This window comes from Halobiforma lacisalsi AJ5 (genome assembly GCF_000226975.2).
Classification (GTDB): domain Archaea; phylum Halobacteriota; class Halobacteria; order Halobacteriales; family Natrialbaceae; genus Natronobacterium; species Natronobacterium lacisalsi.
This window is the reverse complement of record NZ_CP019285.1, coordinates 373,346-387,890: the sequence shown is the minus strand read 5'-3', so window position 1 is coordinate 387,890 and position 14,545 is coordinate 373,346. Positions and strand designations below refer to the sequence as shown.

Genomic DNA, 14,545 nt, shown 5'->3' with positions numbered 1-14,545 from the left:
CCGTGCGGCGTGGTGTGCGTGTTCGAGCATCGACTGTGACAACGAACACGACAATATTAAAAGTAATCTACGTCGATCGTCGAAACCGACCGGACTGGAGAGGTCGAACGTCGACGAACGCGGCCTCGCCCGCTCAGTCGCGGGCGTGGGCCGTCTGCATCTGCGAACTGTTGAACGCCGAGCCGAGGTTGCCACGGGCATCCAGACAGATGAGCCCCGCCGTCGAGCCCGTCAGTTCGGCGAACTCCTCGATCGCGAGTTGGGCCGCCGCGTCCGCCTCGAGGCCGTTCTCGACGTGACGGGCGGCCCGCCGCGAGAGGGTCACGCGGGCGATGTCCTCCCCTGCACCCGTCGCGCTCACCGCGGCGGCGGGCGAACAGTAGAACCCGGAACCGACCTGGGGGACGTCGCCGACGCGGCCGGTCAGCGCGAGCCAGCGCCCGCCGGTCGAGGTCGCCGCCGCGAGCGAGTCGCCGTCGAACGCTACCGCGCCGACGGTGTCGTGATCCTTCGGATCACTGCTCGTTGGATTTCGTCCGACGGTGTCGTGGTCGTGCTCCTCGACCGGCTCGTCGCGGCCGTCGGGGTCCGAACGCCCGTACCGGTCGCGGATCGCCTCGAGTTGGTCGCGGATGCCGCCGGCGGACTCGAGTCCCTCCTCGGCCCACTGGTCGCGCGTGCGGTCGCTCCAGAGGTCGACGCCGGTCTCGACGCCGAACGCCTCGGCCAGCGAGACGGCGTGGTCGCCCGAGACGAACCCGTGGGGAGTTTCCTCCATGACGACTCGAGCGACGCTGATCGCGTGCTCGACGTCCGGCATCGAGCAGGCCGCGCCGACCGCCCGGTCGTCGGTCATGATCCCGGCGTCGGTCCGGATCGCGCCGTCGCTCTGGACCGCGCCGCCGACACCGGCGTTGAACCGCGGCGAGGACTCGAGGACGTTGATCGCGGCCTCGACCGCGTCGACCGGGGTCGTCTCGTTCGTCCCGGTTTCGGCCGCCTCCTCGAGGACGGCCTGCCTGGGTTCGGGTTCGTCCGGATCGCTGCCTGCACCGCCGTGAACGAGTACCTGCATACGGCCCCGTGGACGCGCGGGTAGGATAATCGGTTCGGAACCGGAACCGGAACGCGGTCGTCCGGAAACCCCCACACTTACGACGGCGGCTCGAGAATCGACGGCGACGATGACGGCGCTGACTCCGGTCGTTTTGCTGGCCGGCTTCTGTGCGGCGATGTCGGCCGTGACGATCGGACGACTCCTCGTCGCGGAGCCACACGAACGGGATCCGATCGACGTCGGGACGGCGCTGCTGGTCGTTTCGATCACACTCGGCACCGTGTTCTGGGCTGCGACCGAGGAGTCGTGGCTGTCGTGGCCGACCCGGGGCGTCGTGGCGATGGCCTGCCTCGCGGTCGGCGTCGCCGGACTGGTCGTCCTCGCCAGACACTGGGACCGGTCGCCGGACGGGCCCGCCCGGGATGACGAACTCGAGGCCAGCGACGACGGCTCCTGAGGCGGGACCGAAATTTGATATTTGACGTTTGCCGCCGTCGAACGCGATATTCGACGAACGTACACACCCGGCAAGTTACCGTCAGAACTGCGCTCGTCGCCTCTCGCGGCAGCACGGCTCCGCTCGCCGGCGATCGCTGCCCGAACGCTGTTCGGGCGATCGGAACCGGCGGACGGACGGAAATGGTAGACCTTTTACCCTCATCGAAGAACGGTACAGACGAGATGAGCTACGACAAGATCGAGGTCCCCGAGGACGGGGAAAAGATCACGCTGAAAGAGGGCTCCGAGGACGAGATCGAGGTGCCCGACAACCCGATCATCCCGATCATCCACGGCGACGGGATCGGCAAGGACGTCGGCCCCGCCGCACAGAAGGTCCTCGAGGCCGCCGCCGAGGCGACCGGCCGCGAGATCAGCTGGATGCGCGTCTACGCCGGCGAGAGCGCCCGCGAGAAGTACGGTGAGGACGTCAACCTGCCCGACGAGACCGTCGAGGCGATCGAGGAACACCGCGTCGCGATCAAGGGGCCGCTCACGACGCCGGTCGGCGCCGGTTTCCGCTCGCTGAACGTCGCGCTGCGACAGACCCTCGACCTCTACGCGAACGTCCGTCCTACCTACTATCTGGACGGCGTTCCGTCGCCGATGTCCGCGCCCGAGGAGATGGACATGGTGACGTTCCGTGAGAACACCGAGGACGTCTACGCCGGCATCGAGTGGGAAGCCGGGACCGACGAGGTCGAACAGGTCCGCGACTTCGTCGAACAGGAGATGGGCTTCGACGAGACCATCCACGAAGGCCCCGTCGGCATCGGCATCAAGCCGATCACCGAGAAAGGCTCGAAGCGCCTCGTCCGCGAGGCCATCGACTACGCCCTAGAGCACGACCGCGACAAGGTCACGCTCGTCCACAAGGGCAACATCATGAAGTTCACCGAGGGGCAGTTCTCCGAGTGGGGCATGGAGGTCGCCGACGAGGAGTACCCCGACGACGAGGTCTTCGCCGCACCCGACTCCCTCTGGGAAGAGCAGGACGACATCGACATCCCCGAGGGCGCCGTCATGGTCGAGGAACGTCTCGCCGACGCGATGCTCCAGTGGATGCAGCTGCGCACCGACGAGTTCGACGTGCTCGCCATGCCGAACCTCAACGGTGACTACCTCTCCGACGCCGCCGGCGCACAGATCGGCGGCCTCGGTATCGCACCCGGTGGCAACTTCGGCAAGGGCCGCATGCTCGCCGAACCCGTCCACGGCTCCGCGCCCAAGCGCGCCGGCCAGGACATGGCCAACCCGACCGCGATGATCCTCTCCGGCCGACTCATGTTCGACTACCTCGGCTGGGACGACGCCGCCGACCTCATCCGCGACGCCGTCGAGGAGACCATCTCCTCGGGCAAGGTCACCTACGACCTCGAGCGCCAGCTCGAGGACGCCGAGAAGCTCGCGACCAGCGAGTACACCGACGAAGTCGTCAGCAACATCGAGAAGCTCTCGTAAACGGGTTTTCGCCCGCTCGCGGCGCAGCCACGAGGATCTCGTCTTTCCGATTTTCGTTTTTGCCGTCGTGTGCTCCGACCGTCTCCGCCATCTCGTCACGGGTCACCAGCGACCGGATCGCCGCGGACGTAACGCTCTCACCCGTGGAGTGTGTACTGCCAGCACAATGACTCCGGACGCGTCCGCGGACGATTCTACCGGCGAACGTGAGGACGAGGCGAGCGACGATCCCGACCCAGAGATCGAGGTCCGCGTCGTCGACGGCGACGACCTCGAGGACGCCTTCGAGGTTCGACACACCGTCTTCGTCGAGGAGCAAGACGTCGACGAGGAACTGGAGTACGACGAGTACGACGACGACGCGGTCCACTTCGTCGCGTACGACGGCGAGGAACCCATCGGCGTGGCCCGGCTCCGCGAACTCGAGGACGGCGGCGGGAAAGTCGAACGCGTTGCCGTCCTGAAATCGCGACGGGGCGAGGGGATCGGCCGGCTGCTGATGGACGCCGTCGAGAAACGGGCCGAAGCGATGGGGCTGTCGCCGCTCGTGCTCCACTCCCAGACCCACGCGGCGGAGTTCTACGACCGGCTCGGCTACGAACGCCACGGGGAGGAGTTCGAGGAGGCCGGGATTCCCCACGTCGAAATGCGCAAGGAGCGCCTCCGATAGCCGCGCGACTCGAGCGCAGACTCGTCGCTCGAGCAGTAATTCAACGAACCCTGGAAGTTATTTACGTCGAACTCGAGGGGGTACGCATGCCAACACTCCCCACACCACACGAGACGGTTCCGGACTTCATCGTCGAACGGTTCGAGGACCACTCGGCCGAGGTACTCCGATCGATCGCCGACTACGCGGAAACCCTCGAGCCCGGCGCGGACGTCCCAAACTACGTCGTCCGGGCGTTCTCGATTCAGGACGACGAAACCCGGACAGTGGTGGCCGTCTACGCCTCCGAACTCGCGGACTACCGCGAGAGGGAGTCGGAGGGGGAGGGGGAAGGGGACGAGAACGGGGGCGAGAACGAAGACGACGAGGAGGACCCTAATCCCGGCCGAATGGGCGGGGCGTTCTTCGGCTGACAATCGGTCGAACACGAGAGGGGGAACCGGAACTGGGGGAGGGGGTGCTGATATCCGGGGCCGTCAGGCGCGTCCACGGTCTCGGACGTACTTCACGACCAGGCCGAGTATCGCGACGGCCATCGCGACCGCGAACGCGACGACGAACGCCGAGAGCGGGTCGCCGGCCGCCGCGGCCTCGAGTTCCTCGAGGACGAACTCGACCGCGAGGACGGTCGCGACGGCGAACAGGACGATGCCGCCGAGGTTCGCCGTGCGGGAGTTCGTTTCGGGGACGATGCTCGGATCGTTCAGCAGGTAGAGGATCACCGCGAGGGCAAAGGGCGTGCCCACGAGCCCGAACGCGAGCACGAGGACGAGCAACTGGAAGAAGGTACCCCCGAGGAACGCGCCCGCTGCGGAGGCAAGCGCGACGACGACGAGCGCGCCACGGTACCGGGGATCCTCCACGGACTGCTCCCAGCCGAGTTTGTCGGCGAGCAAGTAGGGCGGAACGATCGTATTCCCGCCGAGCGTCGAGACCGCGGCGCCCCATAGCCCCAGAAGGAAGATCCAGGTCGCGTGCTCGCCCGCAATGGGGCCAAGCGCCTCGGCGGCCTGGATCTCGTCGATCGCCGCGGGATCGGCCACGACCTGCGGGAGGACACTCGCTGCGACGAGGAAGACCGCGAGGCTGAAGATCCCGAACGCGGCGAGCATCGAACTGACCACGTCGAAGGTCGCGATGTCCCGATCGCGCTCGGTCCAGCCGCGGGCTCGCATCGTGTAGCTTTGCATCGTCAACAGCGTGATGTGGACCGCGCCGCCGAGGACGCCGGCCGCAACGACTGCTCCGCCAACGCCCGGGATCTCGGGTACGATCCCCGTCGCGGCCGCGGCCGGATCGATCGGGACGACGAACGCCGACGCGACGAACGCAAGAACGACCAGCGAGACGAGTACCTTCGCGCCGACCTCTGCGAACCGGTAGCCGCCGGTCGCGAGCCCGGCGGCGAGTACCAGCGCCCAGGCGACGCCCCAGAACCGCGAGTCCGTCAGCGGGCCGATCCCGACCCCCGCGTTCGCCGCGATCGTCGCGCTCACGTCGGCCAGGGTCAGCATGATCACGAGCTGTGCCAGTCCGGCCGCGAGGACGACGTCGACCACGAGCACCCAGGCCCAGAACGAGCCGAGGTGGTCCTCGACGACGGCGACGATCCCCCGCTCGGTGAGCAAGCCGACCCGCATCGCGAGGTACTGGCCGAGCGTGCCCAGGACCGCCGAGAGGACGACGACCCACAGCAGGGCATAGCCGAAACTGGCCCCCGCGACGAGGAGGCTCGCCATGGTCGCCGGCCCGGCGGCGATCGCGCCGGCGAGCCAGGTCGGCCCCAGCCGTCGAACGAACGTTCCGATGCGCCCAACGCCGATCCCGCGCGCTTCGGTTGCCATCGCTCGTTCTTGTGATGGGGTGTATAAAACTCCGTGGTATTCTCGAGTGGTGGAGTTCTGCTTCAGTCTTCCTCCCAACTCGGGTTCTCCCGCGGCGGGCTGAAGATGTCGACTCCGCGAACCGTCTCGTCCCCGCGGTTCTCGGCCGCGTGGGGCTGGCCTCCCGGGATCGCGTAGGAGTCCCCGGGCCCGCAGACGAGTTCTTCACCGCCATCGGAACCCGCTGATTTCCGATCGCTCGAGGAGCGTTGCTCGTCGGTGTCGGTCAGGAACGTCAACTCGCCCTCGTAGATGAACCCTGTCTGTTCGTGGGGGTGGCTGTGTTCCTCGACGACCGCGCCGGGTTCGATCTCGAAGTGCTGGACGTTCATCGACTCGGAGCCGGCCATCAGCGCCAGGTGGACCCCGTCGGCGGCCTCCGAGGCCTCGAGGTCCTCGAGTGCAACTCTCTGCATGGGTCTCGAGTGGCGGCCCAGCGGCATAGTTTTCGGGGACGGGAGATCCGATCGCCGGGCTGCGAGCAGGATCGACGTCGAGAAAACGGGCCGGCGCGAGGCGATGCTGACGACGTCGGGGCTGTCGGGGGCCGGGGTCGACGAGGAGATCACCGTTTCGCTATAAGCGGTCGCCGGGTCCGTGACCGAAGGTTGAACTACTGGGACGCCCCACCTCGGAACGAGACATGTACGCCGTCGTCGGCTGTAGCGAGTGCTCGCACCTCTGGATCCTCGAGGGCCGGTCCGAAACGACCCAGTGTCCCCGCTGTGGCTCGCGTCGCGCCTACGAGAAGCGCAAGAAGTTCGTCGAAACTGAGGACGCGAACCACGCTCGCGACGTCCGCGCCTCGATGCTCGCGAACCGTCAGGGCGAGGGCGAGCGGTTCGCCGAACTGGACTCGTTCGACGCCCTCGAGGACGAGGTCGCCGACGGCGTCGTCGACGACGACCGATACCTCGAGGAGTCCGGCCTCGACGTCGACGAGGTGGCGGCCGCGGGCGACCGTGACCCCCGCGGTCCGTCCCACAGCGGGAGCAAGAAGGAGATCGTCGAGCGTGCACTCGAGGCCCTCGAGGAGCCCACCGAGGACGAGGTCGTCGACTACGCGGGTGAACGGGGCGTCTCCGCGGAGTACGTCCGGGACGCGCTCGAGAAGTTGACCCGCCGCGGGGTCGTCAGCGAGAGCCGCGGCCGGTATCGGAAACTGTAGCGGCCAGCGCGGAGCGGAACGGAACGTCAGCGCTTTGCCGACCGGGCCGAATGAGTAGGCGATGGCAGAGACGGTCGACGTACAGGAGACGACGATCGGTGTCGGGACGGTGATCGCGATCCTCCTGCTCGGTTACGGGACGTTCGTCCGGGAATCGGTGTTCGGGATCGACGCGGTGTCGCTCGCCGTGGGAGCGTTCGGGCTGACGTTCGTCGCGGTCGGTTCCCTCCACGGCGCGTACGGTCGGGGCGACTTCGCACTCGCACACCTGGTCGCCGGCATCGGGCTCTTCCTCGTTGCGTTCGCGGCGACGGCCCTCCAGGTGTTCGGCGGCTACGCGCTGTTGCTGGCTGGCGGGGGCTACATCGCGGTTACGACGATTCGCACTCGAGACGAGTAGCCGCGGAACGAAGCGGGGCCGTCGGCGAACCAGTCAGTACTCTGGGCGCTGGGCCTGGATGACGTCGGAGAGATGCATGTGCTCGTCGGCGAGGAGTTCGCTGAGGTCGTCGTACGTGATGATCCCGACCAGTTCGTCGTCGTCGTTGCAGACGGGAAGCCGGCGGACGCCGTCCTCGCTCATCAGTTCCGTCATCTGGTAGAACCCGGCGTCGTGGTCGATCGTCGTCGGATCTTCGGACATGACGTCGCCGGCCGTCGCCTCCGATGGATCCATCCCGTTGCCGAGAACGCGCGTCGCGAGGTCGCGATCGGTGACGATCCCGATCGGCTCGTCGCCGTCCGTGATGACGATGCTCCCGACGTGGGACTCGTCCATGCGTGTCGCGAGTTCCTGGACGGAGTCGCCTTCCTGTGCCGTTACCACGTCGCTTCGGGCGAGGTTTTCGATAGGCATGGGCCTGCGTTGCCGTCCCACGGACGTGAGTATAAACCCACACCGTACTCCCAGACTGCCACAACAATCACCGACGGCGACAGGAGAGCGCGCTCACGGGTCGACCGTTGCCCCGGGGAATCACCCGCGCCGCGGGATGCCTTCCAGGGCGGCCGAACGGCTCGCGTACCCGATTCCCACTGCCTCGCAGTTCACGCACGTCCAGCAGTACTCGCCGCCGTGTCCGCGGATCGAGACGACACCACCGCAGTCCGGGCAGCGCTTGCGTCGACGCGACGCTCGCACTCGCTCGAGGATGTCGACGACGGTCCGGTTCTCGTCTTTCACGACTCCGGCTTCGGCCGTTCAGGTATATGTTTTCCCGTTCGCGATCACAGCGTGACCGACGACTGACGACCGACGACCGATGACCGGCGACCGCAGACTCCGACCCGCTGCCGGCCAAAGCGCCGCGTTACCGCCCGAGGTCCTCGTGTGCGCTCGCGAGGTGGCGCGAGGACAGCGCCGCGAGCAGGGAGAGTTCGCCCGCCAGCGCGCCGACGGCGATGACCTCCGCCAGGGCGTCCGCGTTCGACCCCGCCGGATCGCCGCCGCCGCGCAGGCCGAGAATCTCGAGCGCCTCGGCCTGCGTCGGCAGTTTGGTCCCCCCGCCGACCGTGCCGACCTCGAGGGAGGCAAGCGAGACGGAGGCGTAGAGGTCGCTTGTCCCATCCTCGTTCGGTCTGGCGTCCATGGTGGTGATCGCGTTCGCGCCCTCGACGACCTGGGCCTCGTCCTGACCGGTCGCGAGGAACGCGGCGGCGACGACGTTCGCGGCGTGGGCGTTGAACCCGAGGCTGCCGGCCTTGGCGCTGCCGGTCAGGTTCTTCCGGGTGTTGGCCTCGGCGATGGCCTCGGGCGTGGTGTGGAGTCGGTCCTCGACGACGTCGCCGGGGATGAGGACGTCCGCGGTCACGGAGCGCCCGCGACCCTCGACGGCGTTGATCGCGGCGGGTTTCTTGTCCGAACAGAGGTTGCCCGACAGCGCCACGAGCGAGGCCGGCGTCTCCGCCTCGACGAGTTCGCAGGCCTCGCCGGTCGCGATGGTGGCCATGTTCATCCCCATCGCGTCCTTGGTGTCGTAGGCGAATCGCAGGTAGACGGAGTCGCCGACGACGTAGGGTTCGACGTCGATCAACTCGCCGTGGCTGGTCGTCGACTCGGCGGCCTCGCGGAGCCGGTCGACGTTGTCGGCGACCCACTCGATCGTCTCGGAGGCCGCTGCGACGCCGTCGACTCGGAACACCGGGGCCCGAGTCATTCCGTTTTTCGTCACCCGAGCGGTCGCGCCGCCGACCGACCGAATGGTCGACAGGCCGCGGTTGATCGACGCCACCAGCGCGCCCTCGGTCGTCGCCAGCGGGAGGTAGTAGTCGCCCTCGGCCGCCCCGCCGTCGACCGGAACGGGCCCGGCGACGCCCATCGGCACCTGGGTCGCGCCGATCATGTTCTCGATAGCCGTGTTGTTCGCCTGCTCGGCGCTGAACGTGTAGTCCGCGACGGCCTCGAGGTCCGCGTCCGTCTCGCGCTCGACGAGCAGCCGGCGGGCTTCGGCAGCCGTCTCGTGGTCGGCCTCCTCCTCGAGTTCGTGGATGCGAAGGTCGCCGTCCGCGACGCGGTCGGCGAGTTCGGCGGGATCGGTCGTGGTCATGTGTCGGTGGAGACAGTCGGCTGTCCTAAGGATTGCTGATTCCGCCGACCGGGGCTGATCCGGAGTTTCGACGATGGAAAGCGACCTGGGGTTTCGAGGATAGATACCGACGTCATTTTCGGGTGTCGTGGTTGCTGGATCTCGATCCCGATCCCGACCCTGACCCCGACCCCGAATCCGACCCCGATCGATACCCGTCGAGGAACTCGTAGCCGACCAGCGCGACGAGCGCCAGCGCGCCGACCGACAGGATCGCGAGGTGCTGGAGCGTTTCGGGGTCCTCGAGCGCCCCGCCCGTGAGGTCGGCGAGCCCGGTGATCGTGCCGCCCGCGAACATGACGGCGAAGGCGGCGATCGCGACGGCGGCGAACCGGACCCGGGCGCGTGGCGACACCTCCTCGCCGTCGTCGGGCGTGGTCACGGCGAGATATAGCTGAGGCAGGACGACCGCCACTCCGACGACGACGAGGAACGCGGGGAGGGGGTGCTGATCGAGCGAGACGCCGAGGTAGCGGTCGATCGTCGTCAGGAGGGCGATCGCGGCGACGAGGAGGACGAAGGAGCCGACGATGACGCGGTTTTCGCGGGAGACCATACGGACGCACTCGAGGCGAGACGACTTATATATCGGTGAGATCGGTGACACGTCGGTTCCGACAGACTTCGGTCCGCCTCGGTGCCGTTACCAGTACCGTTTTTGCCCCTCCGCGAGCGTGTTCCAACGATGACCGAGGCCGCCGACCGGCTGTTCACGAACGCTGAAGTACACACGCTGACGGACCCCGACGAGGTCCACGAGGCCCTCGCGGTCCGTAACGGCGAGATCGTCCGTCTCGGCGACGCCTACGAGGTCGAGTTCCTCGAGGGCGTCGAGACGGACGTGATCGACTGCGAGGGACGGGTCGTCCTGCCCGGCTTCATCGACGCCCACACTCACGTCGAGAACCTCGGCCGGTACCTGGTCCACGCCGACCTCTCGGGCGCGGAAAGTGCCGGGGAGTGTCTCGAGCGCCTCGAGGCCCGTGCGGCGGAGACGGACGACGGGGAGTGGATCCAGGGCTTCGGCTACGACGAGAGCGAGTGGGACGACGCGGACTACCTCACCCGCGAGGATCTGGATCGGGTCAGCGACGAGCGGCCCGTCGTCGCGCTCCGGGTCGACATGCACGCCGCGTCGCTGAACTCCGTCGCCCTCGAGCGGATCGCCGCGGATCTCCCCGACGGTGACGTCCGGAAAGAGGACGGCGAACCCACGGGCGTCGTCGTCGAGGACGCCGCCGAGGCCGTCCGGAAAGGGATCGCGCCGGGCTACGAGGAGACCCGCGACCTGGTCACCGCCGGCCTCGAGCACGCGGCCGAACGAGGCGTCACCGCCGTCCACGACATGGTCCGCAACTCCGAGGCCCCGCGGGTCTACCGCGACCTCGAGGCCGAGGGCGAGGGCGAACTCCCGACGCGGGTGCGAATCAACTACTGGGCCGACCACCTCGAGGCCGTCACGGAGGTCGGCCTCGCGACGAACGCGGGCAGCGACCGCGTGCGGACGGGCGCGATCAAGACCTACACGGACGGCAGTATCGGGGCCCGGACGGCGAAGCTGGGCGAGGCGTACGCGGACGGCGACGGCGACAGCGACACCGACGGCGAGTGGGTCGTCGACCCCGACGAACTCCGCGCGATCGTCGAGCGGGCCGACGCCGAGGGGTACCAGGTGACCGCCCACGCCATCGGCGACGAGGCCATCGAGGAGACGATCGCCGCGCTCGAGGATACCGACGATCCCGCGAGGTCGCGCCACCGGATCGAACACGTCGAACTCGCGACGGACGACCACCTCGAGCGCATGGCCGACGCGGGGATCGTCGCCTCGATGCAGCCGAACTTCCACCGCTGGGCCGCCGAGGGCGGCCTCTACGACCAGCGGCTCGGCGAGGCGCGACGGCGACGGACGAACCGACTCCGGGACGTACTCGAGGCGGGCGTCCCGCTCGCCTTTGGCTCGGACTGTATGCCGCTCGATCCGCTGCTCGGCGTCCACCACGCCGTCACCGCGCCGACCGAGAGCCAGCGACTCTCGGTGACCGAGGCGCTGCGAGCCTACACCCGCGGCGCGGCCTACGCCGGCTTCGACGAGGACCGACTCGGCACCCTCGAGGTCGGCAAACGGGCGGATCTGGTCGTCCTCGAGGAGTCACCGTGGGAGACCGACCGGATCGACGAGATAGACGTGGCGAACACGGTCGTCGACGGGGAGGTCGTCTTCGATGGGCGCGAGGCGTAGTCGGTGGCCGGTAGCCGGTAACCGGTTTTCGATCGCGCTGACGATACTCACGTTCTGTGACCGATTGTAACCGTTTTCCGGGCGGTCGTGGTAGCCGGTTGAGATGTCCGGTGAGCGCCAGACACTCGAGACGGCGTCGGCCGTCGCCGTCGAGAACGTCCGCCGGACCTATCACCTCGCGGAGCCGGTTCACGCGATCGACGGCGTGTCGCTGACGCTTGGAGAGGGGTCGTTCACCGCGGTGATGGGGCCGAGCGGATCGGGGAAGAGTACGCTCATGAACCTGATCGGGTGTCTCGATACGCCCACGGAGGGGGAGATCGAGGTCGGCGGCCGATCGGTGAGCGCGCTCTCGGATACCGAGCGCGCCCACCTTCGGGGGACCGAGATCGGGTTCGTCTTCCAGACGTTCAACCTGATGCCGCGGCTGACCGCCGCGGAGAACGTCACGCTGCCGATGGTGTTTCACGATTCGGTCGACGCAGATCGACAGCAACGGGCGCGGACGCTGCTCGAGCGGGTCGGACTCGGCGACCGGCTGGAGCACCTGCCCAGCGAACTCTCGGGTGGCCAGCGCCAGCGGGTCGCCGTCGCCCGGGCGCTGGCGAACGATCCGACGCTCGTGCTGGCCGACGAGCCGACGGGCAACCTCGACACCGAGACCGAAGCCGAGATCATGGACCTCTTTTCGGATCTGAACGACGAGGGGACGACGATGCTCGTGGTGACCCACGAGCGGGAGGTCGCGGAGTACGCCGACCACGTCGTCCACCTGCTCGACGGCCGGATCGAGGATCTCGAGCACCTGGACGAGGCCCGGGACGTTGCCGTCCCGGACTCGGCGCTCGAACCCGGCCCCGACCGGAGGAGACGGAATGATTCGGGAAGTCGAGCGGACGCCGAGGCCCGGGCGGAGGCCGAATCCGGGGAGGGAACCGATCCATGAACGTTCGCGAGAGCGTCCGTATCGCCTGGCGGTCGATCACCTCGCACAAGCTCCGGTCGACGCTGACAACGATCGGCGTCATCATCGGCGTCGCGGCCGTCATCACGTTCATGGTGCTTGGCTCCGGCTTCTCGGCGAGCATCGTCGGCGACATCGAGGCCGAACAGGAGCCGGTGATGGTCGTCCAGACCCAGACCGAACCCGAAGCCGGCGTGGGGATCGTTCCCGTCGATACGCCGATCTACACCGAGAGCGACGTCGAGGCGCTCCAGGAACGCGAGGACGTCGCCTTCGTCGCGCCCGAAGCGTCGGTCGACGTCGTCCAGACGGCCACGGACGACGAACAGGTGACCGGCGTCATCGACGCCCAGGCGACGACCGCCGATCGCTTCGAACACACGACCTTCGTCGAAGGTGAGCCCTTCGACGGCCCCGACGAGGCCGTCGTCAACGAGCCGGCCAGCCGGCTGTTCGAGGAGAACCTCTCGGCAGGCGACGAACTCGAGCTCGCGTTCGAGGACGGCGAGGTCGTGACGGTGACCGTCACCGGCGTCGTCGAGCGCGAATTCGGCGAGCAGACGCCGCCGCAGGTATTCGTCCCCGTCGACTCCTACTACGAGACGACCATCGAGACGCCCGACGGCGACGAGGAGATCGCGTACCCGACGCTGCAGGTCGGCGCGGAGAACTTCGAGCGAATCGATCCTGCACAGGAAGCGGTCGTCGACTACCTCGAGGAGGAGTCCCACGCCGCCGAACTGAAAGCCGAGGACGACCGAATCGAGGTCCAGACGGTGGAGGACGCGATCGAGCAGTTCACCGACATCGTCGACCAACTGACGCTGTTTATCGGTGCGGTCGCGGCGATCGCGCTCGTGGTCGGTTCGATCGGCATCGCGAACATCATGATCGTCAGCGTCACCGAGCGGACCCGGGAGATCGGCATCATGAAGGCCGTCGGCGCGACGAAACGCGACGTCATGCAACTGTTTCTCGTCGAGTCGGTCATCCTCGGGGTGATCGGTGCGCTCGTCGGCGTCGCCGCCGGGCTCGGGGCCGGCTACCTCGGCGTCCGCTTCCTCGAGTGGCCGATGGCGTACCCGGTCGACTGGATCGCGATCGCGATCGCCGTCGGGATCGGCGTCGGCGTCGTCTCGGGGCTGTATCCGGCCTGGCGCGGGGCGCGTGTGGATCCGATCGAGGCCTTGCGCCACGAGTGAGTTCCTCGGCGGCCGTGGTGTCCGGAGATCGACACTATTATCGCCGCCGGCTGTGACCTCCGATCGATGTTCGAGGTCCTGTTCGTCGCCGTCGGTATCGGTCTCGTTGCGGGCGGCTGCTGGAAACTCAGGCCCGCATATCACGTCTACCGGGGCGACACCGACGACGTCGTCGCGGTCGAACGAGCCGACGGCCCGGTCGAACTCGAGGGGACCGCGGACCGGATCGATGCGACGGTGACCGCGCCGCTGACCGGCAGCGGGTGTCTCGTCTACGAGTACGAGGTCGAGGAGTACCAGTCCAGCGGCAAGAACTCCTCGTGGAACACCGTCGATCGGGGGGCCGGCGGCGTCCCGTTCCGACTCGAGGACGAGACCGCGAGCGTGCGCGTCGACCCGGCGGGAGCCGACCTCGCGCTCGCGAGCGAGGACACGATCCGGGTCGACGGCGGCGAGCCCGAACCCGAGCCGATCCGGGAATTTCTCGCGACCGAGTCCGACCTCGAGTCAGAGAACACGTCCGTCGACCTCAAGGTCGTCGAGATCGCGACCGGGAACGACCGGAAGTACCACGAACGCCGGCTCGAGCCCGGCGAGGAGGCGTACGTCTTCGGGCAGTCCCGCTACGATGTCGACGCGCGCGAGCGGATGCGGGACGTCAGCGCGGTGATCGAGGACGGGCCGGGCGCGCCCGCGTTCGTCGTCGCGGACGCCTCCCAGGAGGTGGCCGCCCGGCGGCTGGCGAAGCCGGGACTGACGTGGATCGCCCTCGGCCTGTTTTCGGCGACGATCGCGACGATCGCGACGTTGTAGTC

General features: G+C 68.1%; 17 protein-coding genes. 10 read left to right on the top strand and 7 right to left on the bottom strand.

The genetic code is table 11. The annotated features are described in order from the left end of the window. Window positions 1-133: 133 nt before the first annotated feature. Window positions 134-1,075, bottom strand: coding sequence for an isoaspartyl peptidase/L-asparaginase (locus tag CHINAEXTREME_RS01750; RefSeq protein ID WP_007142228.1), 942 nt, complete (start codon window positions 1,073-1,075; stop codon window positions 134-136). A gap of 109 nt (window positions 1,076-1,184) precedes the next feature. On the opposite strand from CHINAEXTREME_RS01750, the gene CHINAEXTREME_RS01745 reads away from it, so the two are divergent. The 4 genes from CHINAEXTREME_RS01745 (at window position 1,185) to CHINAEXTREME_RS01730 (ending at window position 4,099) form a co-directional block, all read left to right on the top strand. Continuing rightward, entirely contained in the window at window positions 1,185-1,514 is a 330-nt protein-coding gene (locus CHINAEXTREME_RS01745) for a hypothetical protein (protein WP_007142229.1), read from the top strand. A 224-nt stretch (window positions 1,515-1,738) separates the two neighbouring features. Further along, a complete protein-coding gene (icd, locus tag CHINAEXTREME_RS01740) occupies window positions 1,739-3,016 on the top strand; it encodes an isocitrate dehydrogenase (NADP(+)) (protein WP_007142230.1) in 1,278 nt (425 codons plus the stop codon). Window positions 3,017-3,182: 166 nt separating this feature from the next. Then, window positions 3,183-3,686: a GNAT family N-acetyltransferase gene (locus CHINAEXTREME_RS01735; protein WP_007142231.1), complete on the top strand. Its 504-nt coding sequence runs from the start codon at window positions 3,183-3,185 to the stop codon at window positions 3,684-3,686. A gap of 86 nt (window positions 3,687-3,772) precedes the next feature. Next, window positions 3,773-4,099 (top strand): hypothetical protein, encoded by a 327-nt coding sequence (locus CHINAEXTREME_RS01730; protein WP_007142232.1) that lies wholly within the window; start codon window positions 3,773-3,775, stop codon window positions 4,097-4,099. 63 nt (window positions 4,100-4,162) lie between these two features. Here CHINAEXTREME_RS01730 and CHINAEXTREME_RS01725 read toward each other — a convergent pair whose 3' ends face one another. Together CHINAEXTREME_RS01725 and CHINAEXTREME_RS01720 are read right to left on the bottom strand one after the other, a co-directional pair. After that, entirely contained in the window at window positions 4,163-5,530 is a 1,368-nt protein-coding gene (locus CHINAEXTREME_RS01725) for an NRAMP family divalent metal transporter (protein WP_007142233.1), read from the bottom strand. Window positions 5,531-5,592: 62 nt separating this feature from the next. Beyond that, the gene (locus CHINAEXTREME_RS01720; protein ID WP_007142234.1) at window positions 5,593-5,985 is read right to left on the bottom strand and encodes a cupin domain-containing protein; all 393 of its coding nucleotides are present in this window, start codon (window positions 5,983-5,985) and stop codon (window positions 5,593-5,595) included. A gap of 227 nt (window positions 5,986-6,212) precedes the next feature. Here CHINAEXTREME_RS01720 and CHINAEXTREME_RS01715 point away from each other — a divergent pair, with 227 nt between their 5' ends. Both CHINAEXTREME_RS01715 and CHINAEXTREME_RS01710 read left to right on the top strand, forming a co-directional pair. Then, complete coding sequence (locus CHINAEXTREME_RS01715; RefSeq protein ID WP_007142235.1) at window positions 6,213-6,737, top strand: DUF5817 domain-containing protein; 525 nt, start codon at window positions 6,213-6,215, stop codon at window positions 6,735-6,737. A gap of 61 nt (window positions 6,738-6,798) precedes the next feature. Then, window positions 6,799-7,137: a hypothetical protein gene (locus CHINAEXTREME_RS01710; protein ID WP_007142236.1), complete on the top strand. Its 339-nt coding sequence runs from the start codon at window positions 6,799-6,801 to the stop codon at window positions 7,135-7,137. Window positions 7,138-7,170: 33 nt separating this feature from the next. Here the strand turns inward: CHINAEXTREME_RS01710 and CHINAEXTREME_RS01705 are convergent, their stop codons facing one another. From CHINAEXTREME_RS01705 to CHINAEXTREME_RS01690, 4 genes are all read right to left on the bottom strand, one after another. Further along, window positions 7,171-7,593, bottom strand: coding sequence for a CBS domain-containing protein (locus CHINAEXTREME_RS01705; protein ID WP_007142237.1), 423 nt, complete (start codon window positions 7,591-7,593; stop codon window positions 7,171-7,173). Between the two features lie 120 nt (window positions 7,594-7,713). Beyond that, entirely contained in the window at window positions 7,714-7,920 is a 207-nt protein-coding gene (locus tag CHINAEXTREME_RS01700; RefSeq protein ID WP_007142238.1) for a hypothetical protein, read from the bottom strand. Between the two features lie 127 nt (window positions 7,921-8,047). Then, on the bottom strand, window positions 8,048-9,283 hold the full coding sequence (gene hmgA, locus CHINAEXTREME_RS01695; protein WP_007142239.1) for a hydroxymethylglutaryl-CoA reductase (NADPH): 1,236 nt from the start codon (window positions 9,281-9,283) through the stop codon (window positions 8,048-8,050). Window positions 9,284-9,395: 112 nt separating this feature from the next. Then, entirely contained in the window at window positions 9,396-9,878 is a 483-nt protein-coding gene (locus tag CHINAEXTREME_RS01690; protein WP_007142240.1) for a hypothetical protein, read from the bottom strand. Window positions 9,879-10,007: 129 nt separating this feature from the next. On the opposite strand from CHINAEXTREME_RS01690, the gene CHINAEXTREME_RS01685 reads away from it, so the two are divergent. The 4 genes from CHINAEXTREME_RS01685 (at window position 10,008) to CHINAEXTREME_RS01670 (ending at window position 14,543) form a co-directional block, all read left to right on the top strand. Continuing rightward, a complete protein-coding gene (locus tag CHINAEXTREME_RS01685; protein ID WP_007142241.1) occupies window positions 10,008-11,564 on the top strand; it encodes an amidohydrolase in 1,557 nt (518 codons plus the stop codon). A 103-nt stretch (window positions 11,565-11,667) separates the two neighbouring features. Then, window positions 11,668-12,510, top strand: coding sequence for an ABC transporter ATP-binding protein (locus CHINAEXTREME_RS01680; protein ID WP_007142242.1), 843 nt, complete (start codon window positions 11,668-11,670; stop codon window positions 12,508-12,510). Further along, a complete protein-coding gene (locus CHINAEXTREME_RS01675) occupies window positions 12,507-13,730 on the top strand; it encodes an ABC transporter permease (RefSeq protein ID WP_007142243.1) in 1,224 nt (407 codons plus the stop codon). The genes CHINAEXTREME_RS01680 and CHINAEXTREME_RS01675 overlap by 4 nt, the downstream gene beginning before the upstream one ends. A gap of 66 nt (window positions 13,731-13,796) precedes the next feature. Beyond that, window positions 13,797-14,543, top strand: a complete 747-nt coding sequence (locus tag CHINAEXTREME_RS01670; protein WP_007142244.1) for a GIDE domain-containing protein — start codon at window positions 13,797-13,799, stop codon at window positions 14,541-14,543. Window positions 14,544-14,545: the final 2 nt, after the last annotated feature.

Excerpts from the sequence above, each read along its gene's own strand:
- CHINAEXTREME_RS01750 (WP_007142228.1), bottom strand. The coding sequence starts at position 1,075 with ATGCAGGTACTCGTTCACGGCGGTGCAGGCAGCGATCCGGACGAACCC.
- CHINAEXTREME_RS01745 (WP_007142229.1), top strand. The coding sequence starts at position 1,185 with ATGACGGCGCTGACTCCGGTCGTTTTGCTGGCCGGCTTCTGTGCGGCG.
- icd (WP_007142230.1), top strand. The coding sequence starts at position 1,739 with ATGAGCTACGACAAGATCGAGGTCCCCGAGGACGGGGAAAAGATCACG.
- CHINAEXTREME_RS01735 (WP_007142231.1), top strand. The coding sequence starts at position 3,183 with ATGACTCCGGACGCGTCCGCGGACGATTCTACCGGCGAACGTGAGGAC.
- CHINAEXTREME_RS01730 (WP_007142232.1), top strand. The coding sequence starts at position 3,773 with ATGCCAACACTCCCCACACCACACGAGACGGTTCCGGACTTCATCGTC.
- CHINAEXTREME_RS01725 (WP_007142233.1), bottom strand. The coding sequence starts at position 5,530 with ATGGCAACCGAAGCGCGCGGGATCGGCGTTGGGCGCATCGGAACGTTC.
- CHINAEXTREME_RS01720 (WP_007142234.1), bottom strand. The coding sequence starts at position 5,985 with ATGCAGAGAGTTGCACTCGAGGACCTCGAGGCCTCGGAGGCCGCCGAC.
- CHINAEXTREME_RS01715 (WP_007142235.1), top strand. The coding sequence starts at position 6,213 with ATGTACGCCGTCGTCGGCTGTAGCGAGTGCTCGCACCTCTGGATCCTC.
- CHINAEXTREME_RS01710 (WP_007142236.1), top strand. The coding sequence starts at position 6,799 with ATGGCAGAGACGGTCGACGTACAGGAGACGACGATCGGTGTCGGGACG.
- CHINAEXTREME_RS01705 (WP_007142237.1), bottom strand. The coding sequence starts at position 7,593 with ATGCCTATCGAAAACCTCGCCCGAAGCGACGTGGTAACGGCACAGGAA.
- hmgA (WP_007142239.1), bottom strand. The coding sequence starts at position 9,283 with ATGACCACGACCGATCCCGCCGAACTCGCCGACCGCGTCGCGGACGGC.
- CHINAEXTREME_RS01690 (WP_007142240.1), bottom strand. The coding sequence starts at position 9,878 with ATGGTCTCCCGCGAAAACCGCGTCATCGTCGGCTCCTTCGTCCTCCTC.
- CHINAEXTREME_RS01685 (WP_007142241.1), top strand. The coding sequence starts at position 10,008 with ATGACCGAGGCCGCCGACCGGCTGTTCACGAACGCTGAAGTACACACG.
- CHINAEXTREME_RS01680 (WP_007142242.1), top strand. The coding sequence starts at position 11,668 with ATGTCCGGTGAGCGCCAGACACTCGAGACGGCGTCGGCCGTCGCCGTC.
- CHINAEXTREME_RS01675 (WP_007142243.1), top strand. The coding sequence starts at position 12,507 with ATGAACGTTCGCGAGAGCGTCCGTATCGCCTGGCGGTCGATCACCTCG.
- CHINAEXTREME_RS01670 (WP_007142244.1), top strand. The coding sequence starts at position 13,797 with ATGTTCGAGGTCCTGTTCGTCGCCGTCGGTATCGGTCTCGTTGCGGGC.